The organism is Mesorhizobium sp. M6A.T.Cr.TU.014.01.1.1, assembly GCF_004022765.1.
Lineage (GTDB): Bacteria > Pseudomonadota > Alphaproteobacteria > Rhizobiales > Rhizobiaceae > Mesorhizobium > Mesorhizobium mediterraneum.
The window spans coordinates 13,648-38,724 of the sequence record NZ_RZPG01000014.1 but is presented as its reverse complement, the minus strand read 5'-3'; the positions used below and the strand labels follow the sequence as shown (position 1 = coordinate 38,724).

At 58.4% G+C, this 25,077-nt stretch carries 16 protein-coding genes and 2 pseudogenes; 14 read left to right on the top strand and 4 right to left on the bottom strand.

The window, feature by feature from the left end:
* The first annotated feature begins 231 nt into the window (after positions 1-231).
* Entirely contained in the window at positions 232-1,035 is an 804-nt protein-coding gene (locus tag EN885_RS17115) for a hypothetical protein (RefSeq protein ID WP_024505378.1), read from the top strand.
* A gap of 542 nt (positions 1,036-1,577) precedes the next feature.
* Here the strand turns inward: EN885_RS17115 and EN885_RS17110 are convergent.
* Positions 1,578-3,692 (bottom strand): hypothetical protein, encoded by a 2,115-nt coding sequence (locus EN885_RS17110; RefSeq protein WP_245463403.1) that lies wholly within the window; start codon positions 3,690-3,692, stop codon positions 1,578-1,580.
* Between the two features lie 1,351 nt (positions 3,693-5,043).
* On the opposite strand from EN885_RS17110, the gene EN885_RS33615 reads away from it, so the two are divergent.
* From EN885_RS33615 to EN885_RS17080, 6 genes are all read left to right on the top strand, one after another.
* A complete protein-coding gene (locus EN885_RS33615) occupies positions 5,044-5,373 on the top strand; it encodes a hypothetical protein (protein ID WP_091595908.1) in 330 nt (109 codons plus the stop codon).
* Between the two features lie 72 nt (positions 5,374-5,445).
* Positions 5,446-5,688: a nodulation protein NopA gene (locus EN885_RS34275; protein ID WP_224570034.1), complete on the top strand. Its 243-nt coding sequence runs from the start codon at positions 5,446-5,448 to the stop codon at positions 5,686-5,688.
* 117 nt (positions 5,689-5,805) lie between these two features.
* Positions 5,806-6,696: a hypothetical protein gene (locus EN885_RS17095; RefSeq protein WP_127204234.1), complete on the top strand. Its 891-nt coding sequence runs from the start codon at positions 5,806-5,808 to the stop codon at positions 6,694-6,696.
* A gap of 232 nt (positions 6,697-6,928) precedes the next feature.
* Positions 6,929-8,992 carry a type III secretion system export apparatus subunit SctV gene (gene sctV / locus EN885_RS17090; RefSeq protein WP_127294597.1) on the top strand — a complete coding sequence of 688 codons (2,064 nt, stop codon included), beginning with the start codon at positions 6,929-6,931 and terminating at the stop codon, positions 8,990-8,992.
* Positions 8,993-9,045: 53 nt separating this feature from the next.
* Positions 9,046-9,588, top strand: coding sequence for a tetratricopeptide repeat protein (locus EN885_RS17085; protein ID WP_245463404.1), 543 nt, complete (start codon positions 9,046-9,048; stop codon positions 9,586-9,588).
* Positions 9,589-10,482: 894 nt separating this feature from the next.
* Positions 10,483-10,953, top strand: a complete 471-nt coding sequence (locus tag EN885_RS17080; RefSeq protein ID WP_127294595.1) for a MucR family transcriptional regulator — start codon at positions 10,483-10,485, stop codon at positions 10,951-10,953.
* Between the two features lie 230 nt (positions 10,954-11,183).
* On the opposite strand, the gene EN885_RS17075 is transcribed toward EN885_RS17080, so the two are convergent.
* The 3 genes from EN885_RS17075 to EN885_RS17065 all read right to left on the bottom strand — a co-directional run bounded on the left by EN885_RS17075 (position 11,184) and on the right by EN885_RS17065 (position 14,061).
* Positions 11,184-11,396, bottom strand: a complete 213-nt coding sequence (locus tag EN885_RS17075; protein ID WP_008874821.1) for a cold-shock protein — start codon at positions 11,394-11,396, stop codon at positions 11,184-11,186.
* A 688-nt stretch (positions 11,397-12,084) separates the two neighbouring features.
* Positions 12,085-12,624 (bottom strand): hypothetical protein, encoded by a 540-nt coding sequence (locus EN885_RS17070; RefSeq protein WP_128242923.1) that lies wholly within the window; start codon positions 12,622-12,624, stop codon positions 12,085-12,087.
* 315 nt (positions 12,625-12,939) lie between these two features.
* Positions 12,940-14,061, bottom strand: coding sequence for a DUF418 domain-containing protein (locus tag EN885_RS17065; RefSeq protein WP_128242924.1), 1,122 nt, complete (start codon positions 14,059-14,061; stop codon positions 12,940-12,942).
* Positions 14,062-14,815: 754 nt separating this feature from the next.
* Between EN885_RS17065 and EN885_RS17060 the strand changes: the two genes are divergently transcribed.
* The 7 genes and pseudogenes from EN885_RS17060 to EN885_RS17030 all read left to right on the top strand — a co-directional run bounded on the left by EN885_RS17060 (position 14,816) and on the right by EN885_RS17030 (position 24,981).
* The gene (locus EN885_RS17060) at positions 14,816-15,274 is read left to right on the top strand and encodes a response regulator transcription factor (RefSeq protein WP_224570033.1); all 459 of its coding nucleotides are present in this window, start codon (positions 14,816-14,818) and stop codon (positions 15,272-15,274) included.
* Between the two features lie 244 nt (positions 15,275-15,518).
* Positions 15,519-15,955: pseudogene (locus EN885_RS17055) on the top strand (helix-turn-helix domain-containing protein); the annotation flags it as partial.
* 619 nt (positions 15,956-16,574) lie between these two features.
* The gene (locus EN885_RS17050; RefSeq protein WP_127294589.1) at positions 16,575-17,234 is read left to right on the top strand and encodes a response regulator transcription factor; all 660 of its coding nucleotides are present in this window, start codon (positions 16,575-16,577) and stop codon (positions 17,232-17,234) included.
* Positions 17,231-18,559 carry a HAMP domain-containing sensor histidine kinase gene (locus EN885_RS17045; RefSeq protein ID WP_128242925.1) on the top strand — a complete coding sequence of 443 codons (1,329 nt, stop codon included), beginning with the start codon at positions 17,231-17,233 and terminating at the stop codon, positions 18,557-18,559. Before EN885_RS17050 ends, EN885_RS17045 begins: the two co-directional genes overlap by 4 nt.
* A gap of 1,950 nt (positions 18,560-20,509) precedes the next feature.
* A pseudogene (locus EN885_RS17040) lies at positions 20,510-21,911 on the top strand (pitrilysin family protein); the annotation flags it as partial.
* Complete coding sequence (locus tag EN885_RS17035) at positions 21,897-23,090, top strand: pitrilysin family protein (protein WP_348627405.1); 1,194 nt, start codon at positions 21,897-21,899, stop codon at positions 23,088-23,090. The pseudogene EN885_RS17040 and the gene EN885_RS17035, both read left to right, overlap by 15 nt.
* Positions 23,091-23,505: 415 nt before the next feature.
* On the top strand, positions 23,506-24,981 hold the full coding sequence (locus EN885_RS17030) for an NAD-dependent succinate-semialdehyde dehydrogenase (protein ID WP_095486045.1): 1,476 nt from the start codon (positions 23,506-23,508) through the stop codon (positions 24,979-24,981).
* Positions 24,982-25,077: the final 96 nt, after the last annotated feature.

The window sequence follows — 25,077 nt, the reverse complement described above, 5'->3', positions numbered from 1 at the left end:
ATCACTCCCCTCGGATCTGCCACCCAGCAACTACGGCAAGTCCTCCGGGCATGACCTTTCAGCCTCTGCTGGCCGGTGCGTGGCGCAGTCCGAGGTTTTGAGGCCGGCAGTGCGGATTTGATTGGTGCAGCCGTTGGAATGCCCTCGTCAGCTAGTCGTCAACTAAGCGCCCTATGTTGAACAGCCGTGCTAACTTGAGCTCGGTTGCGAAACATAGGAGTACGAATCGTCATGTATGGTCGAATTGGTGGCTCATCCGATAGTTACCGCGCGCATAATGCCGGCGAGCAATCGGATGCAGGAAGCGAAGGGTTCGCGGACACATTTGCCCGAATGCACTTATCCGGATCGGAAGGTAGCGGCGCCTCATCATCGGCGGCTCCCCAAGCATACTCCCTCAATTCCCGACCTCCTGTGGTGGAGATCAACAGGACTTCCTTCAGGAGACAGGTGAGGCAATTTCATGGTGATGAAATCACGCACATCGCCGACAATCCTCAAGAGTATTCGGAGTTCGTATCGTCACGAGCCAGGCGCACCGCGGACGTTGCTCAGCAATATGGCATCCGTCGAGATACGGAGCACGCGCGATATTTCAGTTACCAATTGGGAGACCGGAGTGCCGGACTGCTGAGAATGGAAGGCGGATTCAGCATGAACGAGTTCGAATCGGAAAGTTGGCGGGAACAATTTCCTGGTCGAACTGAGGTCACTTCCATAGTGGATCTTCAAGTCGCCCATCCGCTCGTCGAAAATGCGGGCGATATTCTGCTGGAGCATCAACTTCGGATAGACGGCGACCGACCGTTGCTGAATTGGCGTGCGGCTAATCCGGAAGCACAAGCGCGCGCGCAGACGATGGGGTTTGTTGAAGTGGATCATGGCGACCTGGTGCTTGACCCTACGCAGCATCCCGACAAATGGACGAAGAACAGTGCCGGTGAGTGGCAGCGTGCAGGCAAACCTCCACTCTATCTCCACAAAACCGAGGACAGCGACAGCAGCGATAGCGGGTCCGACGACGATTTCATGTGATTTGTCGGCCCGCCGCCGAGCCTTGCAACTGGTGACGGTTGCAAGGCTGTTGGCAGTGAATGCTAATTGTCCGGCGACAGCCCCGCCTTAGCGCCAGCGCCGCCGAGCAATCCAGCCCATCTCCCAGACAATAAACTGCGGATGCGCATCGTGGGTGCTTGCGAGCGGATTGTATTCGGGCCGGAACTCCGCCTCTTGGATACGAGCTCTCCCGAATCCAATTTTCTCCACCACACCGTTGGGTCGTTGCGATGCGCCGATCCCGATCGGATCGGCTATGCCTGCTCCGCGCTCGCAGGAAGACCTTCCGCCTCGATCTTGGCGGCGCGATCTCGGCGATAAGTTGGATGGGAGGCAAGATACGCCGCCACGTCAACAGCAGGTAACGCGACATCGCAAATCGGCCCTGACGGTAGCCGATCGACTCCAATCGCCGGACCGCAACTCGCGCAGCGGCATTCGCGGTTTGGCCAGGAGAAATGCTCGCTGACTCACAGCGTGGCCGGCCGCATTCTGCCCTAGACCCCAAAGTACGTGCCCTGTCATGCAGCCTGCGCCGACGGGAGCTCGGCACGCGAATGGCGTGGTTGGCGGCCAAGCCCCGAGGTCAACAAGGACTTACAGAAAGCGGGGGTGAGTTTGCCGCGATGAATTATGACCTTCTCGCGACCGGACCTAGCATCGGCTTCCTCTCGCTCTCGATTGTAGCCGCGCTGTTCGTTGGATTTAACGTGGCAAGCGGTGAATTCGGAATCAGCCAGCCCTTCCAAGTTTCTGGCCATGACGGGGCGACTCGTGTGGATGTGCACCCACATCGGGCTCGGCATCGCACCATTGACCAGCATCTTGGGCTGCAGCTTCATCTCAAACAGCTTTCCTGGCTCGCCACGCAGCGCGATCGGTGCCTCCGGCGGCATCAATTCGTCGGCATTGCACAAATGTTCCAGGTATTTTTGCGCCGGAAATGCGTAGGTCTTCATGCAATCAGTCGTAATGCCGGCTTTTCCTTCATTCAATGCGTTGGCCTGTCCCAGCACCATGTTCAGCAACCCTTTGAGCTGGTCTGTGCGTTCGTGCACTTTGGGTAGCTGGGTGGAGGTGAGTAGCAGGCGTACATTACGCCCCTGCAACCCGGCGAGACAGGTTTGCATCTCAATGGCCTGGGCTCGCAGGTACTGGGCCACATCGTCCACGACCTTACCGGCCTCCTCAGGCTTCATCTGGCGCACTTGGGAGACGACGCTTTGCTGACCGGCCAGATCGAACTGCAAAAGTTCGTCCAATCGTTTGAGCCGCTCCGTCAATACCTCCATTGACAACGCGGCGCCCCCGATTGTCGAGCCTGCCCCCGACGAACTCGCAGCCACCTCTTGCGCTCTCACCTGTGTACTCGCAACTTGATCCGAGCGCGCGAGAACCTTGGCTGCTGGCACTGTGCCGGCGTTCGCAGCGACTGGTGTTGATGGCTGCCCGGCGGCAGAAGTCCCGGCGCGAGCTGCCGACTTATGCTTTGACTTCCCTTTCCTTCGCGCTGTAGTGCCTTCTGACACTGCAGCCGTACCAGCAGTGTCAGCCGGTATCGCAGCGCCTGCCCTGGCCGGCATCGCAGCGCCCGCCTGGGCCTGTGGCGCCATGATGGCTGACGGCGGAGACTGCAGGTTCAACAAGTGCATGGCATCGTGCGCAGTGATCCATGCATCGTCCACGATCCGTTCGAACAGTTTCAATGGGAGGCCGGCATCTGGGTAGGTATGGCTTAGCTTGGTATGCACCTCGTGCAACGCCAATCCAAAATCCGAAAGCCGCTCCATGATTTTTTCTACAACCGCGCAATCATGAGCGTTGAGTGCTTTGCCATCATCCATTATGCCCTTCGCCAAAGAGAGGGCGCGAAGAGCTTCTTGACCGGCGCTTGCCATCAGCTGCACCACTCCATTTCGACCGACGAGGAGTTCCTTCAAATCTGGCTCGAACCTGCTCGCCCGCAGTTCAATCTTGGCCCGCGCAAGACCGATCCGCTCACGGACCAGCCAGATCCTGACACTCAGTACCGAGCCGGCACGCAGCCGCAGTGCGCACCGCTCGGCTTCCCGCATCACGGGCGTTCCACTGGATAGGCTAGCGGTGGCAGCGCAGGCGGATCGCTGCCGTTCGGAGCGCCATGCCTTTTTTTCCCACCACTTAATTGCCGCCGTATGGTGGTTCTCCACATTTAAAATCAACAGCTCCTGCCGGTCCGCCTGGGAGTAGGAGTAGAGTTTATCGACCATACCTGCCGCTTTCTTGGTCTTTTTGTCCAATTTCGTGATCGTCGACAGGCCAAGTTTGTCTACTTCATTCGCGGCGTCGCACACGATCTGGCAACATCTACGCACCTTGTCGTCTGGCATAATTGTCTGCGCCTCAGCCGCAGGCAGGCTAGCGCGGTACTCCAGAATTGCTGAGGCTGCATCGACGACCCGACTGATCAGCTCCACCGCCTCCTCGGGGACGTCGGTTTTCCTGGCCGCAGCCTCGCAATCAGTCAGTTGTTGAACAAGACTGTTCATTCTGAGCTGTGTCGGACTGATATCTTCATTTGACGATGAGCTGGTGCCTTCCACCTGCGCGGTTGATAGTTGGCTACCGACCGGCGCCATGGCTTCGCCCTCAGACATGGAGGGAGAACCGCGCCGCCTTGCGGCTGCGCCACGTGGCGCTACGGTTCCGCGTGGTGGCGCAGCGGCTCCACGTGGCGGTGCGTTCAGGATTTGATCTTCGCCAATCGAGGCGCCTGGCAGACTTTCGCGGGCATCGCCTGGACCGCGCGCAACTGGAAGGGAGGAGGGCCTCCTATCGGCGTCCCCAGAGCGCATCTGCTCCACAACGGAATCGAATGACTGTCCACCTTCTCCCGCAGCAAGACTTGATTGCGAAAGGGAACTGCTCGCCCGCCCCGCGCGGCTGGCTCCAGTTTCAGCCTGCGATTTCCGTGGTCGGCCAATGCCCTTCATATTGCGTCTCCGTAGTAGGCGAGAATGTGCTGCTATTGTGCTGGCGGCTGACGAGACCAGCGGCATCTTTCGGTTAACGTCACGGTCAGCCAGACCCGCGACGGCGTAATGTTCCCGCCAAAGTGCTTCTCAGTAGCAGGCCAAGATTGGCCCGAGCTCACAGGACTTTCGCAACGTTGCCATCGATGTCCTGAGATTATCAGCGCTTCAGTCCGCCGATTTCCAGGAACAGCGAATGAAATCAGACCAACTCGGCTAGCTCCCCTTCCTAGACACGTGCCTGACGATTTTATTGAGGCGTCACTCCTCTCGTTCGCCACCGACAAAGTCACACATTTGCTTCAGAGAAGCGTGTGCGTTGCGTATCGCGCGGGAAACCATTTCGATCTATAGTTACAAAAAGTGTCGAGACGGGACCTTTGGATCCGAAGGTCAGGCACGGCCGGCCTAGATAGACCGCTTGGCTGACGATTAGCTGACGATGGGAGTTCTCACGAACAGGGCAAGAAAATCCGACCGCTTCAAGCTTTCGATATGGTGAGAAGAGGATCCGCACCGGCCTCCCAAAGCCGGCAGACCATCCCATGTTCGTACGGTCGCCGACCTTCTCGAAGCCAATGAGCTCACCGCGCCGGGCCGTGATGTGCAGGCGAGAGAATGGTGATGCAAAGACCGAGTTCCTGCTCGTTGCGTGCGCCCGTGGAGCCAGCAAGAATACGGTCATTGCGGTCATGCAGCACGTGGACCGTGTCTCCTGTTCGACACCACAGCATCGAGGATGCAAACGAGCTGCTGCGGCTGCCATTCGGTCGCGGCATGCGTGGACGGCGGGATTGGCCGAACAGCCGAGATCGTGGTCGACTGTTCGATGCGAGAGCAACATCCTGCAGAGCATACGTTTTTGCGCTGGCCGGTTTTTGTCAAAAGCCGTCAGGTTCTCGAAAGCTCCCGCCCTTAGCTTGATCGAGGTTAACCTTTAACACGTCGCCGCCAATGGCAAATGCCGGAGTACCTGATGATAGCAGCAATTGGGAGTGGAGTTGGCAACCTCGGGACTTCCTTGATCCGAAAGGGCCATGGGGATTCGAAATCCGAGCATTCTGGTGATGGCAAGCCGGCTGGTGGCAATGATGGCAAGCCAGCTGGTGGGAATGATGGCAAGCCAGCTGGCGGGAACGATCGGGCGGATAACCGGACCGTTTCAAATGATCAACTTCAAGACAACTCACAGTCTGCAGCACAAAGTGAAGCCTTCCAAAGTATCCTGCGATCGTTCGCGTTCCAATTCGCGAACGATGCGATGGCTGAGGCCGATGAAGCTTTGGATGACACAGAAGATGCCTGACGCGGGAAAATCCGGCGTGAGGTCATACAGGCCGTTATTGACGGCACAACTCCAACAGAAAAAGGAATGATCATGGCTGCAGTTGATAATAATAAAAAATCAGGCAATACCAATACCAGTAGCGCCGGCAATACCGATAAAACTAACAGTGGCACTCCCGGCAATACAAGCGGAGCTGATGCTACTGCTTTTCAGGCGCAAGTGCAGGAACTAACCAATGTTAGCTTGGAGGCGACGAAAAGGAGTGTCCAGTTGCGCACTCTAACGACCAATCTCCAGACCATCAAGAAGGCCGCCGACGAACGCGTTTCGTAATGTCGGAAGCGGGTTTTAGACTGCCCCCTAGCGCGTCTCCTTATTGACGCGACGTAGTCCCGAAATGAGCCGCATGGCAATTGCCATGCGGCTTCTATCCTGTTTGAGAGATGCTCTGTGGATGACGCCGTTTCCCTCCGTTTCGAAGTGCGTTCGGGGCACTATTGCGGTCTGACCGGCAAGACGGATCTTCAAAAGTGTTTAATCGGCAGCGGCTTCGATGCCGATTTGGTCTTTGTCGAGCAGGGACTGGCACCGCATCACCTTCGTGTAACTCTTCTTGGCAAGTCGATCGAACTGGAGGCGCTTGCACCCGGACTCAGTATCGAGGGCAACCGGAATATCGCCGCAGGCCAGTCCGTTGTTGTGCCCCTTCCTGTCGTCCTGCTCGTAGGCGAGATGTCCATTGCTTTGTCCGTGCAGGATGCAGAGCCGCCTGGTTCGACCGGCATACCGCGCCTACCGATCGGTGTGCTCGCCATGGTCATAATCAGCTCACTCGGGATCGGCGCGCTTTCAGGCACGATCTCCTATCTTGGCAATGCAAGTGGATCGAGCCCCAATTCACTTCGGGCTGAAGTCGCGTCCAGAACGATCAGTCACCGCGCTGACAATGAACTTACGGAGGCAGCGGCCCAAGAGCTGCAGGAGGAAGTCGATCGAGCGGGTCTTCTCGACGTCAAGATTGGGTCGGCAAAGGGTGTTGTGACCGCCGAAGGCACCGTCACGTCTGAATCGGTCATCAGCTGGCAGAAGCTTCAGCAATCGTTCGATCGTCGCACCAAGGGTACTCTAACACTGGTGAACGGAGTGCTCATCAAAGAGGAGAAGGCGCCATCCGCAATCGCGGTCGAAGCTGTGTGGCATGGGGTCCAACCATATATTGTCATCGACAGCGAGAAGTATTTTGTCGGCGCCATTTTGGCTGATGGATGGGTGGTCGATCGTATTGAGGACAGCCGTGTGCTGCTGAGCAGGAATGGCCGCATTGCTGCTCTCCAATATTGAAAGCTCGCAGGCCCCATCAAGCAGCACTCTATGGCCAGCCAAACATCCTGTCGCGCTCGGTGCTGACAAGCTGGCTGCGTTGGAAACATTTGCTGCCCAGCCATTTCGCGCCTGCTTGTGGCTCTCATGCAGGGTCACGCGCTGGCCAAGGCTGAGGCGCCTTCGGAGTTCGAAAGCCACGTTTCATGGCGTAACAGCAGAGTAAGTCTCAACCGATTGCAAAGGTGTCTCGATGGCCAACGTCCTGCGTGACTTCATCAAGCGTGCGCCGGCCAGCCCGGATTTAATGGTTGCGTTGATGCTGCTTCTGGCTGTCGCGATGATGGTCATGCCTATCCCGGTCGTGGTGGTCGACGCCCTGATAGGATTCAATATGGGGTTGGCCATACTGCTGATGATGGTTGCCCTGTATGTCAGTACTCCACTTGATTTTTCCTCTTTGCCCGGCGTTATTTTGATTTCCACTGTATTCCGTCTCGCGCTCACGGTCGCAACGACGCGACTGATCCTGGCCGAGGGGGAGGCCGGCAGCATTATTCATACTTTTGGCGATTTCGTCATTTCAGGCAATATCGTGGTGGGTTTCGTCATATTTCTGGTCGTCACCATGGTGCAATTCATGGTCCTCGCGAAGGGTGCCGAACGGGTGGCAGAAGTGGCGGCGCGTTTCACGCTGGATGCTCTGCCGGGCAAGCAAATGGCGGTCGACGCAGAGCTACGCAACGGCCACATCGATGCCAACGAATCCCGCCGGCGGCGCGCCGAATTAGAGAAGGAAAGCCAACTCTATGGTGCGATGGACGGCGCGATGAAATTTGTGAAGGGCGATTCCATCGCCGGGCTGGTGGTTATCTGCATCAACATGCTGGGTGGAATTTCGATCGGCCTGCTCTCCAAGGGCATGTCCTTCGGCGAGGTACTGCATCACTATACTCTGCTGACGATAGGCGATGCATTGATATCGCAGATTCCGGCCCTTCTGCTCTCCATTACTGCGGCGACCATCGTCACCCGTGTGACTGGGACGGCGAGGATCAACCTCGGTACCGAAATGGTCAGTCAGCTCACGGCCAGCACTCGAGCCTTGCGACTGGCGGCCGGCGTCCTGGTTGTAATGGGGTTCGTTCCTGGGTTTCCCCTCCCCGTCTTTCTGATGCTGGCCGCAGTGTTCGCTGCGGCAAGCATTGTCAAGGCTGATGTGCTGGGCGCCGGCACTGCCGATGCGAAAGGTGGAACTGCAGCGGAGCCTAAGCAAGCCGCGCCTGCGAAGGAATTCCCGATCGCATTTTTTCTAGCGCCAGATCTTATGCAGGCGGTCGATCAAGCCGAATTGCAAAAACATATTGGGCGCGTTTCGCTCCTGGTCACAGCCGATCTGGGCATTATCGTTCCTCGCATCCCTGTCTTGGTTGACGAGCAGCTGCCTGCATCGCAATTCCGGATTGATGTCGAGGGCGTGCCAGTCGAACAGGACGCCTTAGATCCAAACCAGATGACGCTCCGAGCCGATGTAGCGCACGTCGACTCGAGCGGTGTCCCCCTTAGACGTGAGCCGAAAACGGACAGACTCCCGGTTGAACATACCCCTGCAAAGGCCCTTACGGGCGCCGGCACGGAGCATAGGGCTCCCGGCGAACTCCTCGCCTTGCGCGTCCATGCAGCGTTGACCCGCTACGCACCGCGATTGGTGGGCATCCAAGAGACCCGACATTTCCTGGGCCGAATGGAGCAGGAATATTCTGAGCTTGTGAAAGAGGTGCTACGCACGACGCCGATTCCTCGGATTGCCGATGTTCTGCGCCGCCTCCTGGAGGAAGGTATCCCAATCCGCCACACCCGTCTCGTGTTGGAGGCATTGGCCGAATGGAGCGAGCGTGAGCAAAACGTTGCCCTGCTGACGGAATATGTCCGTTCTGGTTTGAAGCGACAGATCTGCCACCGCCATGCCAACACGGAGGGCATCGTGTCCGCCTTGGTCGTCGAGCGCGAGAGCGAGGATGTGATGCGTGGCGCGGTTCGAGATTCGGATGCAGGCCCCTATCTCGCACTGGAGGATCGGCAAAGCGAAGCGATGCTATCACAGATACGTCAGGTCCTTTCGAACGCAGAACCGGGTCAAACCCGCCCTATTCTGTTGACGTCGATGGATGTCCGACGTTTCGTCCGCGGCTTTCTGACGCGAAACGGGATTGATCTCGCCGTGCTGTCTTATCAAGACCTCGCCTCCGACTTTACAATTCGCCCCGCAGGATCCGTCACACTCCCGCACGGATCGAACAGCGGATTGTTAGAGTAGTCCCACCTTTCCTAACTGAACGCCACGCGCCTCCCCGATAACTGAGAGATAATATGAATAGTAATACAGTTTCTCCATCGCCTATGTTTCTGCGCCGGAACTCACTTCTTTTTGCCCTACTCGCCATTCTGCCTTTGGGCGGTTGCGCCAGCTGGCAAAAGCCGGCTCTTTCCGTGCAGGAGACATCTTCCCCCGAGTTGCTCAGCGCCGATCAAATCGATCCGGCTATGCGCGAACGCATTTTGCGCGAAGTTGGTCAGGATGTTCAAGAGCGGGCTTTGCGGGATGAGGTGAAGCAGCACCCGGACAATGTTGATGCGGCGATACGACTTACAAATGCCTTGGTGGGCCAGAAGCGCCCGCACGAAGCGGTTGAGGTGCTCGACAGCGTCTTGGTTGCAGCCCCAGGAAACGTACGTGCATTGAATGCGAAGGGCGTGATTTTGGACATTGAGGGGCGGCATGACGCGGCACAGGCCCTGTATCGGCGAGCTCTCGAAAACGAGCCAGGCAATCAGATGGTGCAGCATAACTTCAATCTGTCGCTTGCCTTTAACGGCAAGTCCGAACAACCAAGGTTAGCACGATCGCAATAGGTGGGCACAGCGCATGTGCAGCCTGTTCCCCCGCTCGAACACGCGCTCGGCTCCCATCATAGATGGCCCCCTGAAGAGAGCCATATCTATGCAAAACAGTTGCTCCAGATCTGGCCGGCAGAGATCGGCAGGAGAGCCGGATGACATCACGCGGCCACCCGCAAGGCCACCCGCCTCGCTTCGTTGCCAGAGCGCCCTCTCCCTCGCCGGTCACCGTCTCGCAATGCGGCGACCTGGCTTAAGGCGGTCGACCGAGCGCCCGATGCAGTAGCCATGAATACGTAACGCAGCGATGGACCCGCCGGATCGTGTCGCGCTTGTGCTGGCCGTCCCTGCCATTACAGCACGGTGATTGTAGCTGGATCCTATTCTAGAGGCATCGATGGTGCGGATGCCTTCGATCCAAACAATCGATTTGTTGAATTCGTCCGCCTGAGGAAATTAGCTGCGGCGATCCGACTTCCGACGCCTGCAGGCGCAAAACCAACAGCGTGAGCGCTGCGGGTCCGGAGGCAGGCTGCAAAGTGCAATCACCAGCGCTGATAAGCGGCAAGTGAAGAATGTATCGCTCGGGCGACTCCTGTGTTGTGCACGGTTGCCCCGCGAGGTGAACTGTAGCAGCTTGGCAGCTCAGCGTTCACGAAAGGAGAAAAGATTTGGGGCCAAGCAAAGACCGGCTTTTTTGATTGTCTTGCTGTATCGCTATGGTGGGGCGGGCGCGACCGCTCCCATAATTCAATACGCTGCCTTTAGCGATGGACGATGACGGGATGCGTCGCCGAGACTTCAATGGTGGAGGAGCAGCGCACCCGTCGATCCATTTGCTTTCAGCGGCAACCGCCACTATGTAGCGACACTTCGCCCAACTGTGTTTCAAGCTGCCCGGAGAAGTTTATGACAGAAGAACCCCACAAGACCGACATCCTCATCGAGCTCACTGCCGATGTTGTATCAGCCTACGTCTCCAACAACCCCGTCCCGGCGGGGGAGCTTCCTGCCCTGATCGCCCAAGTGCACGGGGCTCTAAACGGCACGGCTGGACTCATACCGGCAGAAGAGCCTGTGCCTGTAAAAAAACCTGCTGTCCCGATCAAAAAGTCGATCGAACCGGACTACATCATTAGCCTTGAAGACGGCAAGAAATTCAAATCGCTAAAGCGCCATCTGGCGACGCACTATGGTCTGACCCCAGACGAATATCGCGCCAAATGGGGTCTGCCGTCGGATTATCCCATGGTGGCGCCGAATTACGCCGCTGCGCGCTCCGCCTTGGCCAAGACCATGGGACTCGGCCGCAAACCGAAAGAGCCGGAAGCCCCCGCCCCGGCGCCGGCGAAACGGACCCGCAAGAAGGTCGCAGCCTAAATCCGTATCAACAGTCGTTCCGGACGCGCAGCAGCCGTAGGCCCAATCTGCGCGGAATCAAAGGGCGGGGATGAGCCCCGCCTTTCCCGTCCAAGAGCCTCATTTCCAGAGTAATTAATGATGGCTCCAGCAATCCCTGCCGCGGCATTAACTTGCATGCTCCGGCCCGGGTTTCGAGCCGTCAATGCGTTCCGGCGATGACGAAACCTTGCCAAGGCTTTCCCGGACCGTTAGCCAGCCTTGCTGAGGCTGCCTGCAGAGGACTTTCCCGTGCGGCGATCCTGTTCCACCTCGTAGTTGATCTTCTGGCCCTCATTAAGGGTCGACAGGCCCGCTCGTTCAACAGCGGAAATGTGGACAAAGACATCCTGACCGCCGTTGTCAGGCTGAATAAAACCAAAACCCTTCGTGCTGTTGAACCACTTCACCGTTCCAGTCGCCATATCCATTCCTTTGTAATAAGTCGCACTTAGGCAGGCCATTCACGCCAGCCTGATTTGTACACGAGACTTTAGGCGCAGCAAAATCGGAAAAGCAAGGCCCACTCGATCGCCTGATCTCCAGCAGCAACTGCAACATATGCGAGGCTCGTGCCAGACGAGGCGTATGCCAGACGTTTCGTCGTGCGCTGTCGCTCGAACGTTGACAGAAACAATGACACACCTTGCAAACTCGGCACATCTTGTGGACGTGCTCGGGTCGCTTCTCGACTGCGATACCCGCTCCTGACCGGGTATCGTCGGCCAAAATGAGGGTTTTTGTCATGTGCCGCCAGACCGAAAGATCAGGCGCGCAGCGACCTGCACACTCAAACCGGAACCCGCGAACCTCGATTAGCTTTTGCCTGCTCCGAAGGGCGGTAGCCTGCTCTGAGGCGGGCCACTGTCGGGTTGAAAACCAACTGTCGGGTTCGGAACCCCAGATTGTCGGCAAGGTACGCGCCGCCCACTGGTTGGCCAAAGGGGCACTGGCTCCTGATCCTGCCGCCATGCTCGCCCGATCTCAACCCGATCAAGACAGGTCTGCTCAAAACTCAAGGCGCGGCTGCGGAAGAAGGCGGCCAAAACTTTCGACGCTCTCTGCGGAACTCTCGGCGATATCTGCCAGCTGTTGGAGCCAAATCAAAAACCATTAATTGCGACAGGTGATTTTATGACATTCATTGCGAAGAGGCCAGAATGAACAGCGGAAGAGAGTAGCAGCTCTCTGGTCGCGGCGAGGTGGATCGTCGACACGATCGGCACCTGGCCCGTGCGGGGATCGCACCGCAGCCAGCACCAGAGCCAGACCTTGACCGCTTGCCTTGCTCAGGCGCCACAACAACGAGTGGCTGGAGCAGATCCACGTGAACTCAGCGATATCGATCAGACGATGCTTACCCTCATGAAAGCCGATCCCGACGCTGTCCAGCGCCGCGAAATCCTGACCAGCATATGGCGCCTCGGATGCCACCGCCTGCACACTCACCATCGACATGCCGGAACTCGGAACCAAAGGCCGCAAGCCTCGCCGGCCTCGGCAAAATGGAGCGGCCGCGCCTTCATCCGGGGCGGCCGGGCCAATGTTCGCCAGGCCCTCTACATGCCCGGCCTTCGCCCTGCGCTTCAACCCCGACCTCAAGGCAAAATACCAGGCGCTAAAGGCGGCAGGCAAACCCGCAAAGGTCATCATCTTGTTGCGAAAGCTCCTCATCCTAGCAAACGCTCTCCTCAAGGCGCAGCGAAAATGGCCCCTAAAACCCTTGACCGAAACGGATACCTTAGCCTTTCAGGTGAGGCGGGCCGACATAGACCAACCGCGGGTTTAACTTCGCGAGTTTAAGCTGATTATGCCGATGCCAACTCTAGCGCCTGCGCGACCGTTTTAGCTTCCATCAACAAGGCGGCAGGGTGGGAGGAAGTACCCTCCCCTGCCGCGAACAAGCTTTGGACAAAACCCCACCTTTTTTGTCCGTAATGTGATCGGGAGGCCGGGGCGCGGCGGTGCTCAGCGGATGTGACGCGCGAGATCTGCGACCCTACCCATCAGCACTTCCATCGGTCCTCGCTGGAAGACGCGCAGCCAAAGCACCGCAAAAGTGCTGATAACCACAACGAAGCCAAAGAGCGTGGACAGGCTCTCGTCTTTGAAAATGTTTATCTTCATAAGATAGGCTATTCCCGCAATGTGCAGCACATAGGCCGTCAAAGACATCGAGCCGACTGCGATTATTGGCCAGACCAGCTTTCGCAGACGCGGGAGCGCATCCACAGCGAGCATGCAAGCCGCCAAGATGATCATTGCGCAACCGGTGCTGCCCACGATCGAAAGCGTCGTTTCGCTATGAGGTGCGGCTATCCATGACGACTTGACTATCAATGACGACTTGGAAGGCTCAAAAAAGCCGTCAACGTCAGACCACCACAAGGAGGTTTCAGTCAAAGCGCGGGAACTCAGCGCGAGCAAGGATCCCCCATGGCCCAACACGGCCAGCGCGACCCCCGCCAGACCAAGGCGCCAATGCGCTGCTAGCGTATTAAGATTAAGGCGCGCGATGGCCATGCCAGCGATGAGGAAAGGAACCCAGGTCACCGCGGGATAGTAGCCGTTGACCATGAGGTTGAAGACCGGGTCGAGGAGGTTGGGGGCAACCGACAGAAGGGAGGAACGGACTTGCGGGAGAACTAATGCCGTAGCGGCAGCGATCAAGCCCAGCTGATATGCGCTGAGCCGATGGAGCGGCAATACCAACAAGAAGCAAATTCCGTAGTATTCTAGGATGACTTCGACCTGGGTACCGAGGCAGCCCAGGATTGAGCCAAGCGCGAGCAAAACAAGGGCACGAATTGCGACTCTGGCGATGGCCTGTCTACCGGCTATCCCCGACTTCGGCGCCTTGCGACCTGTAATCAGGAGGATTGAAAAACCGGCCAATACGGCAAACAGGGCCGACGGCCGCCCATGGGTTAGTTCCATCAGAAACCCGACTAGTCCTCCTTCGCCGGGGTCGGGACCGAGATGGGCGGCATACATCCCGAAGACAGCCAGGCCCCGAGCGAGGTCGATGCCGACCAGCCGATCTACTACCGACCCATTCCTAGCGTCGGCAACCGGTGCCTTCATTACCATGGTAGATTCCCTTGTTGGGTGTGTGGATCGCGGGAGCCGCGATAGGAGAGCCGGTCGGCTGCTGCCGTCGCCTCGTGAAAGGGTTCAAAACATCGCGCCATCTGGCGCATCGAGCCGGCGACAGAGCTGTTCAGCCATTAGCCTGGGGTAAGAACAACAGATCGGCTCACAAAGCCTGTGTCACGGACCTGAAAAGTGGTGTCGCGGAACCGTCGTTTTTTGCATGATGGCTAAGCCGAGAGATCCACTGCACCGACGAGAGACTCAGCGACGTTGGATATCCGATCAGTACGCCGCGGCTCCGCCGGTGACGATCACCCCGGGTGTCAAGGCCAGGGCGTAAACCTGCCATAATCTGTGGTGGTGCGCCCGCGACCAATCCGTTCGACAAAGCTCGGCGCATGGTCGAGCCAATCATATTCTTCCATGTGGCTGTTGCCTGAAAAACCGAAGACGCCGTTCGCTGGTCCAGCTGTTCCAGACCTCGGCCTGCGTCGGTCGTTAGAACCGGCGCGCCTGTTTCCCAAATCAATTTGCTGATGCAGCCGCCGGGGGTCACATTGAGCAAAAGTGCCGAGGTCAGGACGGGTTTCATAGGGGCTCTTCGTTTGGCTTTGTTAACGACCCCTTTCTTGCAAGTTGTAGCTGACAGCAGCCTGAAAGCTCCCCAAATAATTCGCTGCCGCCGGTTCAGCCTATTGTCAGCTTCGACCAATAAGATGGGAGCCTTGCCCTCATACCGGAGCTCGGCAGCATGATGCGAATACTGCTCACTGAAGACGATAAGGACCTTGGAAGTGCTATGCACGATCATTTGGTGGCTGGTGGCCACGCGGTCGACTGGGCCAAGAACCTGTCCGAAGCGCGCGATTATGCAGCTGTGGTCGGCTACGACCTTATTTTGCTCGACGTTCACCTGCCGGACGGCAATGGGATCGACTATCTGCGGGAGCTGATCAAGGAACTTGAATCGGCACCGGTCATCATTCTGACAGCCTGCGATCGGATTTCGCATCGCATCGAGGGCTTCAACGCTGGAGCCGACGACTATTTGGTCAAGCCGTTCGATCTGGGGGAACTCTCAGCGCGTATCCATGCAGTGGCACGTCGCCATGGGCATTTTCCGGAGCCGCAATTTTCGGTTGGGACGCTTTCCATACAGGCAGCCGAGCGACGCCTCTTCCGCGACGGGCAGGAGGTCTACCTGACTTGACGCGGATGGGCGGTGCTCGACTACCGTCTGCCCCAGCCCTGCACGGTCGTTTCAAAAGGGAAGATCGTGGACGCGCTTTTCGGCAGACGGCGCTGATTCATACTCTAAAAGAAAATTCGGCTTCCAGTTGCCTTGGCCATGACTGCCCTTCCCGAGAGATGGGTGACATTTCATTCCGGATAGATGGGTTACACTTTCGGCCCTTTGCAAGGAGAGCAAGGTGCCTTGGAAGGAGTGTAACGTCATGGAAGAGCGGCTGAAGTTCGTCGCCCGGCTGCTGGACGGCGAGAAGATGGCGGTGCTTTGCCGGGAGTTCGATATCTCGCGCAAGACCGGCTACAAGATCCTCACGCGCTACAATGATAGCGGCCTGGAGGGGCTGACGGACCGATCGCGGCGGCCCTATCGCCACGCCAATCAGCTTCCGTTTCAAATCGAGAAGCTGATTGTGCGCCTCAAGCAAGACAAGCCGACATGGGGTGCGCCGAAGATACGCGAGCGGCTGGCCCGGCTGTATCCGGATGTGCACCGGCCCGCGATCTCGACGGTGCATATGCCGTGCTCGACCGCCACGGCATGGTCGAGCGCCGCAAGCGCAGGCGCAACAGGGCGACGGGGACACCACTTTCAAACGGCTGTCGCCCTAACGATCTTTGGTGTGCCGACTACAAGGGCGAGTTCGGCAGAGAACACGGCCGGGACAGGGGATCACAAACACTTGACCGTTCCAGACCCTGGCAGTGGCGCATCGATTGACCGTTGGCTCTGTTCGTGGGCACCGAAAATAGGGCCTTCTTGGTCCTCGGCAGAGAATATGGCCCGGACGGGGGATAACAAACACTTGACCGTTCCAGACTCTGGCAGTGGCGCATCGATTGACCGTCGACTCTGTTCGCGAGCGCCGAAAATACGGACGACCCCTATGGTCAAAGTGCACTTCTGACCTGCTAGGCACTGTTCGATAACTGGAGGCACCCGCTACGGTGCCCTCGTATTTAAGACACCTGTCAGTTTCAAGCCTGGACATTGACGCGTGGCGCGGCTGCCATTCGTTGACCGCCACGTCGAATTGCCCGCCAACCAGTGTACAGCCGCCGGTGGTCACATTGAGCAAAAGTGCCGAGATCAGGAGGGGTTTCATAAGGCCTCTTCGTTTGGCTTTGTTAACGACCCCTTTCTTGCAATTGTAGCTGACAGCAGCCTGAAAGCCCCCAGATATTCGCTGGCGCCGGTTCAGCCTACTGTCAGCTTCGATCAATAAGGCAGGAGCCTTGCCCTCATACCGGAGCTCGGCAGCCTGATGCGAATACTGCTCATTGAAGACGACGACGACCTTAGAAGTGCTGTGCACGATCATTTGGTGGCTGGTGGCCACGCGGTCGACTGGGCCGAGGACCTGTCCAGAGCGCGCGTTCATGCAGCTGTGGCCGGCTACGACGTTATTTTGCTCGACGTTCACCTGCCGGACGGCAATGGCATCGACTATCTGCGGGAGCTGATCAAGGGGCTTGATACAACGCCGGTCATCATTCTGACAGCCCGCGATCGGATTTCGCATCGCATCGAGGGGCTCAACGCTGGCGCCGACGACTATTTGGTCAAGCCGTTCGATCTGGGGGAACTCTCGGCACGCATCCGTGCAGTGGCACGTCGCCAAGGGCATTTTCCGGAGCCGCAATTTTCGGTTGGGACGCTTTCCATACAGGCAGCCGAGCGACGCCTCTTCCGCGACGGGCAGGAGGTCCACCTGTCTGGACGCGAATGGGCGGTGCTCGACTGCCTTCTACGCCAGCCCGGTTCGGTCGTTTCAAAGGGGAAGATCGAGCACGCGCTTTATTCATTCAATTCGGAGTTCGAGAGCAACACAGTGGAGGTTTATGTCAGCCGGCTCCGCAAGAAGATCGGCGGGGATAGAATAGCAACCGTGCGTGGCTTCGGATACAGGCTCGTGGTCACATGACGAACTCGAACAGCATGACGAGAAAGCTGATATCGTGGTTAGGCGGGGCAACGCTCCTGGTTTGGATCGCCGCCCCAACCATTGCTGCGTTCATTTTTTGCAATAATGTAAACGAAAGTTCGGATGACTTGCTCCAGGCGAGCGCAAAGTACAGACAACCAGAGCTGATCAAGGTCTTGAATGGAAAACACGTTGATCAATACAATAACCACTTGCCAACTTATGAAAAGTACTGGACCTATCGTGAGCAGGTTATTAATAAGTACGGGGTAGTGCTTATTTCTGAACCGGAAGAGGGTCAGCAGCCCTTCCCTGATGCTCCCCTGAGTAACGGCTTTTGGGGAAACGCTGATTACCGCGTCTACACAGAGCAGATCCAAGACGGCGTGTATCATCAGTTGGCCGAACCGCTTGATGGCCGCCGTACCACAATCGCGAAGGGCGCACTTTTTGTCTTCCTTCCGACACTCGTGCTCCTGCCCTTTAGCTTAGCTGTTTGGTGGATCGTGATCCGGCGCTCGCTGCGGCCAATCGAGGTACTGCGACAGCAGATCGGATCGCGCGACGGCGGCAATCTGTCACCAATGGACTTGAGCGATTTCCCGGCAGAGTTGGCTCCAATCGCGGCATCCGTCAATCGGCTTCTCGATCGTCTGCGGGCGGCTCTCGAGGCCGAACGCGAGTTCGCCGCAAACAGTGCGCATGAACTGCGCACGCCGATCGCAGGTTCAATCGCTCAGATGCAGAGATTAGTGGCCGAGCTCCCCAATGGGTCGGCCAAAATGCGTGCGCGCGGCATCGAGCAAGCGCTGTCGAGCCTTGGCCGCCTTGTCGAAAAAGTGCTTCAGCTCGCTCAAGCTGAATCGGGGGTTGGCATGGCGGATCACGCGATCGATCTTGTCCGATCGGTTCGGCTGGAAATCGACGACCTGAGGAAAAAGCCGCAATATGCCGGACGCCTGCATCTTAACGTCGACGGCTGCCCCACTTTGATGCGCAAAGTGGATGTCGATGCGTTTGGGATCCTCCTTCGTAACCTGATCGAGAATGCGCTGATACATGGACTGGCCACTGTTCCGACAACAGTTTCCGTCCAAACTGATGGAACCATCGCTATTGCAAACGCCGGACCGGTGGTGCCCCTCCCCGACCTCGAAGGGCTTACAAAGCGATTTAGTCGTGGTGCTACTCCTGCTGCGGGCTCAGGCCTTGGTCTACATATCGCTAACATGGTTATCCAGCGGATCGGTGGCAGTCTAGAGCTTGCGTCGCCCGCCCGCGGTCGCAATGATGGTTTCGAGGCGATCATACGAATTCCTCAATGACACCGGTGAATTCGACGACAGTTGGACACAGGGCGGATTGCTGGCAAGGCTGCTGACATGGCGAACTGTACGGCAGTATGTATACGGCGTAGAAATCGTACTTCACACAACGCATTTCGGCCGCGGCAATCAATGCCGCTATCATCGTCTGAGCAGTTCGATCGAAGCGACACGACATGATCGGCAAAATCGAAGGCTCCGCCTCACCGCTCGCTCGATTTCGCCCGGGGAGAAAAAAGGCCATCCGAGAAAGTGCAAGCCGCCGCGCAAAGGCGACGTGTCCAATTGTCTGGGTGCCCCTGTGCGCCGGCCCGATCGGGTTGGCGCAGGTCCAGTAAGGACCCGGACCAACCATTCCATTTAGACGACCGGCAGGTTTTAATCGGCGTCCGGATCGCCGTCCCAAAATGCCCCAAGTATACGGCTAGAAAGGCTGCCAACGATCGAGCTTTGGTCGGAGGCGTGCTTGTCAGCGTCTTGGGTGCTTGACCGGCCCTTGCAATGGCCATCGCCATCGCAAGTATCGTGCGTGGCAAGTGAGACCGCAATTTCATCAGCCTGGAGCCGACCGTATCGGTGCTTTTTTCTGATTTAGGGATTTTTCGTTTTCCTCTTGGATCATCACGGGTTTGGAGAGGATCTGGTGTTAAGTGCCATTCGGAGCGCCGGCGAACCGCCCGAAATTAATGTGGTCGAGTCATGAAGCCTCCCGAATGCGTTAAACGAGACCCTTTATGGCGGCCCTGGCTGACAACAGTCTGAAAGCTGCAAGCGGCATGCGAAAATGGGGCGATCCTGAATGACGACAGATGCTATCAACATGAAAGAGGCTCGCCCTGAAAGCTGAGCACGCTTTATGCTCAGGCTGCTGACAAGGCCGAAGCAGCGTAAGTGCGTAGTGAAATCCAAGGTCCACATGGGTCGTCGCGCGTCCCGTGCGCCTGGGAAGGCGCCGGCCCGGCCAAGCTTTCCCAGCTCGTCCGCATGATGCTTCGCTGAGCGTCAATGGACGTTGGCGCGAGACCAAGGCGTCGTGCGTTGCAATCCGGACGGTCCAGGGTATCAGGAGTTTCACGGCCTCGGCCCGCTTGGCTGGCCACAGTTGAAGCTCCAACGTACCGGCTGGCACCGGGAAATTGGGCTCTGCGCTGCCTCAACGCTGATGGCACGGTCAATGCTTGCCTACCGCTGGGGCCGCCCATGCCGTGATGCTGTCGGTCGACGTTCGCAAACCAGACCCTCGCGAGACCCAGCGAAGGGGCTCGCCGGTACGACGAGGGACCTTACCTCTTTATGCGCGGCATCATTATCGAGGATGACATGTTGCCTTACACGTCGTCCCTCGCGCTCGGGTCTTTGTGGGGCGGATGAAGTCCTGATCGCGGTGGCACTGCTGCATGTTTGCGTAAGACCCATCCAGTCACGATCGCGCTGTCCTTCGATGTCGCGGTGCTGATAGGCGGGCAGATCGGTGTGCGCGGCGCCCGCCAAAGGATCGTCGTCACGCCGGAGGAGGCGAGCGTCATAGCCGGCGCGCCGGCGAAAGGCGCTTTCTGTCGGATGCCCGACAATGTCGGATATCGCAAGTATCAAGGTTGGATCAAACCTTGCGAATCGGGGCTTTCTTACTTGGCACGGGGCATGCTCAGGTATCCGCAAACACCCAATGGATAACGAGCAGACTTCCCATGGCCTCACCATGCCGAAAGTTTCCCGGACGCATCCAAAGATGAGGCTCGGGTCAGGCCCAGCAACACGCTGACGGCTCACGTGGCTCGGCGTCGCGTGCCGATCCACTTTCTCCCAATAGGCGTTCGGGAGACATAGATCCTTCAAAATGAGGAACAGATCACTTTGCCGGGAACGCAGCCCATAACCCCACTCTCCCTATCAGAACTACCAAGCAAGCCCCGCACTCATGGGCTTCGCAGGACGTCCGTTGCGTCCGAGTTGGTCGGCGCGGGGACGGCTCCGATCCCCGTCGCATGGGAGGACGGCAAGGCGAGGGATTTCGTGCTCGACAACGGCATGGAGGTGGTCGTCATTCCCAACCACCGGGCGCCGATCGTCACCCACATGGTGTGGTACAAGATCGGCAGCGCCGACGAGCCGCCGGGCAAATCCGGCATTGCCCATTTTTTCGAGCATCTGATGTTCAAGGCGACGACCAACCATGCGGCCGGCGAATTCGACCGCGCAGTGTTCGAGATCGGCGGCTCGCAAAATGCCTTCACCTCCTCCGACTACACCGCCTTCTATCAGACAGTGGCGCCGTCGGCGCTCGAGCTGATGATGAGCTTCGAGGCCGACCGAATGCGAAACCTCATCCTGACCGACGATGTCGTCAAGACCGAGCGCGACGTGGTCATCGAGGAGCGCCGCTCAAGCACCGACACTAACCCGCAGGACGTGCTCCATGAGGAGATCGACGCGACGCTGTGGCAGAACCAGCCCTATCGCATCCCGATCATCGGCTGGATGCAGGAGATCGAGCAGCTGAACCGCGTCGACGCCACCGCCTTCTATGAAAAGTACTATTGGCCCAACAACTCCGTGCTGATCGTGGCCGGCGATGTCGAGCCGGAGACGGTGAAGGTGCTGACCGAGAAGACCTATGGCAAGGTGGCGCGCGGACCTGACCTGCCGCCGCGCATCCGGCCGGTTGAGCCCGAGCAGAACACCAGGCGCACCGTCACGCTCTCAGACGCCCGCGTCAGCGTGCCCAGTTTTTCGACGCAGTGGGTGGTGCCGTCCTACCACACCGCCAAGCCGGGCGAGGCCGAAGCGCTCGACCTGCTGGCCGAAATTCTCGGCGGCGGTAACCGCGGCCGGCTCTACCAGGCGCTCGCTGTCCAGCAAGGTATCGCTTCCAGCGCCCGCGTCTATTTCCAGGGCACTATGCTCGACGACACCAAGTTCGCCATCTATGGCGCACCGCGCGGCGATGCCAAGCTGGCTGATCTCGAAGCGGCGGCCGCTGCCGAAGTCGCCCGCATTGCCGAGGATGGTGTCAGCAACGAGGAACTAGGCAAGGCCAAGGACCACTACTTGCGCAATATGATCTTTGCGGAAGACAACCTGGACTGGCTCGCCAGCATCTACGGCTCGACGCTGGCCACCGGCGGTACCGTGAAGGATGTCGAGGAACGGCCGAATCGATTTCCACTGTGTGGTCCTCCACCAGCCAGGCGATGATGCCCTTTTCGGACTTCACCTCCTGGATGTTCATCGCAGCATGGGGCCGAGCGCCGAGCGCATCCGCAAGGTTACCCCCGAGCAAATCAAAGCAGTTGCCGCCCGCTATCTCGCGTTCGACCGTTCGACCACGGGCTATCTCTTGCCCAAGACGGAGAATCAAGAGATGACGGTCAACATCGGCTTTGCCTTCAAGGGCGGCACCAAGCAGGACCCGGTCGGGAAGGAGGGGATGGCCAAACTGATGGCCGGCCTGTTCATCGAAGGCGCTGGCCATTACGACAGCGATGCCTTCCAGGTGAAGCTCGACCATGCCGGCGCCGAAATGAGTTTGGACGCGCAAAGCGACGACATCTACGGATCGATGTGCATGCTTTCCAAAAAGCAGGACGCGGCGTTCGGCCTGCTTCGGCTCGCGCTGAACGCGCCGCGCTTCGAGCAGGGGCCGATCGATCGCGTCCGCGCCGAGATTGTCTCCCGCATCGTCGGCAGCGAGCGAGACCCTAACGCCATCGCTCAGCGCAAATGGCTGCGCGCGATCTATGGCGCGCATCCTTGTTCAAGGCCGGGAGAAGGCACAAAAGAGAGCCTCCCCGGCATCACGCCGTCCGACCTCCGCGCCTTCCACCAGGCCATTTTCGCTCGCGACGGGCTCCATATTGCCGTGGTGGGTGACATTGACGCGAACACGTTGAGGGAAAGGCTTGACCAGCTGTTTGGTGATTTGCCTGAGCAACAAACCCTCGTCCCCGTCTACGATGTCGCGCCGAAACTCGGTCAACTGGTGGAGGAGAACTACGACCTGCCGCAGACTTCGCTGACGTTGGCCTGGCCTGGCGTGAAGCCTAGCGCGCCGGATTTCTACGCGGCCGTGCTGCTGAACGACATCCTTGGCGGCTCATACTTGACTTCCCGCCTTTACGAGGAGGTACGTCAAAAACGCGGCCTTGCCTATCACGTCAGCTCTGAACTAACCCTTGACTCGCTTCTGGTTACGACAGAGACACGCTCGGACTGCGCTGCCCAAACACTGAGCATCGTGCGAGATGTGGTAAAGCAGATGGCGCAGCAAGGACCGACCGGGGCCGAGCTCAAGGCGGCGAAGAAGCACCTGATCGGCGCCTATGCCATCGACCAACTGGGCTCGACCCGCTCGATTGCAGACCGGCTCCTGGATTTGCAGATTCACAAGGCCGACGTCGACTACAACCAGCGTCGCGCCCGCAGCATCGGTCGGGTGACGCTCAAACAGGTCAAGGCGGCGGCCAAAAAGCTGCTTTCGGCCGAGCCCGCCATTTTGGTGGTCGGCCCGCCGCTGGGCGGCAAGGATGAGTAAAGAAACTCATCTCACCTTCCTTCTTCATCGGGGCTTCTCGTGGGAAGAGCGAATGTGGAGGCCCGTGGGCCAAGCAGATCATGCAGACGCGCGGAGTCGTTTTCGCCGACCTTGCGCGGCATTGGCGGTCCGGCGGCCTCTCGCCGAAATGGCGCTCCTCAGCATGTATGCCGCCTTTTTGCAGAATTCAGTCGCATGCCACCAGCAGGCATGGTGGATGAAGCAAACATCCGACTGCTCAATCCATCAATTGATGAACCGCGGGCACTCAAACTAACGAAACTGCTGTCTTTTCATCGGGCTAGCGTGGTCTACCAGCTGCTTTGCCGAGGCCCTACGACGAACCCACTGGTGCAGAATACACACTGACGGCCTGTCGACCTGGATGTTCGCTGCGTTGAGGAGGAATCCGGTATTGCCCCTGTGCCTGCCGATGATCCGCCGTCTGAAATCCCCGCACCTGTTTGGAGCCATCGACCGCCTGCCGGCACTCGGCAGACCAGTTGGCAATAAGACGTTCGAGGTCGTCAATCCGTCGACCGGCGAAGTTTTGGCAGAGCTTCCCGATATGGGCGTGGAGGAGACACGTGCTGCGGTAGACAAGGCCTATGTTGCGCAGTCGGGATGGGCCGCGTTGACGGCCCGAGAACGTAGCGACGTTCTTTGGCGATGGCATCAGCTGATCATCGACCATGCAGGCGATCTCGCCGCGATTCTGACTGCGGAAATGGGCAAGCCGCTTGCCGAAGCCATTTCAGAGGTATCGCATGCGGCGGCGTATCTGCAATGGTATGCCGAGGAGGCCAATCGCGTCTATGGCGAGACGATCTCGGCACCCTCGACAGACCGCCGAATGCTAGTGATCAAGCAGCCCATCGGCGTTGTTGGCACGATCACGCCATGGAATTTCCCGGCCTCCATGGTGGCGCGCAAAATCTCGCCGGCCTTGGCTGCGGGCTGCACAATCGTGCTCAAGCCCGCTGAACAGACGCCGCTCGTGGCTGGCGCAATGTTCGCCCTCGCCCATCAGGCCGGCTTTCCCGATGGCGTGGTCAACCTGATCTATGCGTCCGAAGGTGATCGCGTGGGCCGTGAACTCTGCACCAATTCCAAGATTCGAAAGATCAGCTTCACCGGTTCGACCGAGGTCGGACGGCTGCTGATGCGTCAGTGCTCTGACCAGATCAAGAAGGTCAGCCTTGAACTCGGCGGCAATGCACCTTTCATCATCTTCGATGATGCCGACATTGACGGTGCTGTTGACGGTGCGGTCCAGGCGAAGTTCCGCAATGCCGGCCAGACCTGCGTTTCCGCGAACCGCATTTACGTCCAATCGAGCGTTCACGATGAGTTCGTCAAGAAATTCGTGGAAAGAATCCGGCACTTGTCGGTTGGCGACGGATTCGATGCCGGAGTGGACATCGGACCGCTCATCGACAAGCATGCTCTGGCCAAGATCGAGTCTCACATCGCAGATGCCATTGCGAAAGGCGGCACAATACGATGCGGGGGCCAGCGTATCGGCAAGAATGGCACGTTTTTCGAACCCACGGTCCTCACCGAGATTTCCAGCGTCATGGCAGTCGCGCAAGAGGAGACATTCGGGCCGCTCGCGCCGATCATTCGCTTCAACGATGCGGATCAGGTCGTGCGCGAGGCCAATGACACGATCTACGGCCTCGCCGCATACTTCTATGCCTCAAACCTGAAGCGGGTCTGGCGTGTGGCAGAGGCTCTGGAATATGGCATGGTTGGCATCAACACGGGACGCATGTCCTCGGAGGCGGCACCGTTTGGCGGGATCAAACAATCCGGCATCGGGCGGGAGGGTTCCCGTCATGGCCTCGAGGACTATCTGGAAATGAAATATCTTTGCATGGGCGGGATTTGAAACCTGCTGCACTGTCTCTCCGCCCCACCGGGGGGCGGCCTGCGGTCAATGCCGCCACCTAATTGGAAGTTCCAAACGCCGTTGACCTGAAACACG

Excerpts from the sequence above, each read along its gene's own strand:
- EN885_RS17115 (WP_024505378.1), top strand. The coding sequence starts at position 232 with ATGTATGGTCGAATTGGTGGCTCATCCGATAGTTACCGCGCGCATAAT.
- EN885_RS17110 (WP_245463403.1), bottom strand. The coding sequence starts at position 3,692 with ATGTCTGAGGGCGAAGCCATGGCGCCGGTCGGTAGCCAACTATCAACC.
- EN885_RS33615 (WP_091595908.1), top strand. The coding sequence starts at position 5,044 with ATGATAGCAGCAATTGGGAGTGGAGTTGGCAACCTCGGGACTTCCTTG.
- EN885_RS34275 (WP_224570034.1), top strand. The coding sequence starts at position 5,446 with ATGGCTGCAGTTGATAATAATAAAAAATCAGGCAATACCAATACCAGT.
- sctV (WP_127294597.1), top strand. The coding sequence starts at position 6,929 with ATGGCCAACGTCCTGCGTGACTTCATCAAGCGTGCGCCGGCCAGCCCG.
- EN885_RS17085 (WP_245463404.1), top strand. The coding sequence starts at position 9,046 with ATGAATAGTAATACAGTTTCTCCATCGCCTATGTTTCTGCGCCGGAAC.
- EN885_RS17080 (WP_127294595.1), top strand. The coding sequence starts at position 10,483 with ATGACAGAAGAACCCCACAAGACCGACATCCTCATCGAGCTCACTGCC.
- EN885_RS17075 (WP_008874821.1), bottom strand. The coding sequence starts at position 11,396 with ATGGCGACTGGAACGGTGAAGTGGTTCAACAGCACGAAGGGTTTTGGT.
- EN885_RS17070 (WP_128242923.1), bottom strand. The coding sequence starts at position 12,624 with ATGATGACCTTTGCGGGTTTGCCTGCCGCCTTTAGCGCCTGGTATTTT.
- EN885_RS17065 (WP_128242924.1), bottom strand. The coding sequence starts at position 14,061 with ATGGTAATGAAGGCACCGGTTGCCGACGCTAGGAATGGGTCGGTAGTA.
- EN885_RS17060 (WP_224570033.1), top strand. The coding sequence starts at position 14,816 with ATGATGCGAATACTGCTCACTGAAGACGATAAGGACCTTGGAAGTGCT.
- EN885_RS17050 (WP_127294589.1), top strand. The coding sequence starts at position 16,575 with ATGCGAATACTGCTCATTGAAGACGACGACGACCTTAGAAGTGCTGTG.
- EN885_RS17045 (WP_128242925.1), top strand. The coding sequence starts at position 17,231 with ATGACGAACTCGAACAGCATGACGAGAAAGCTGATATCGTGGTTAGGC.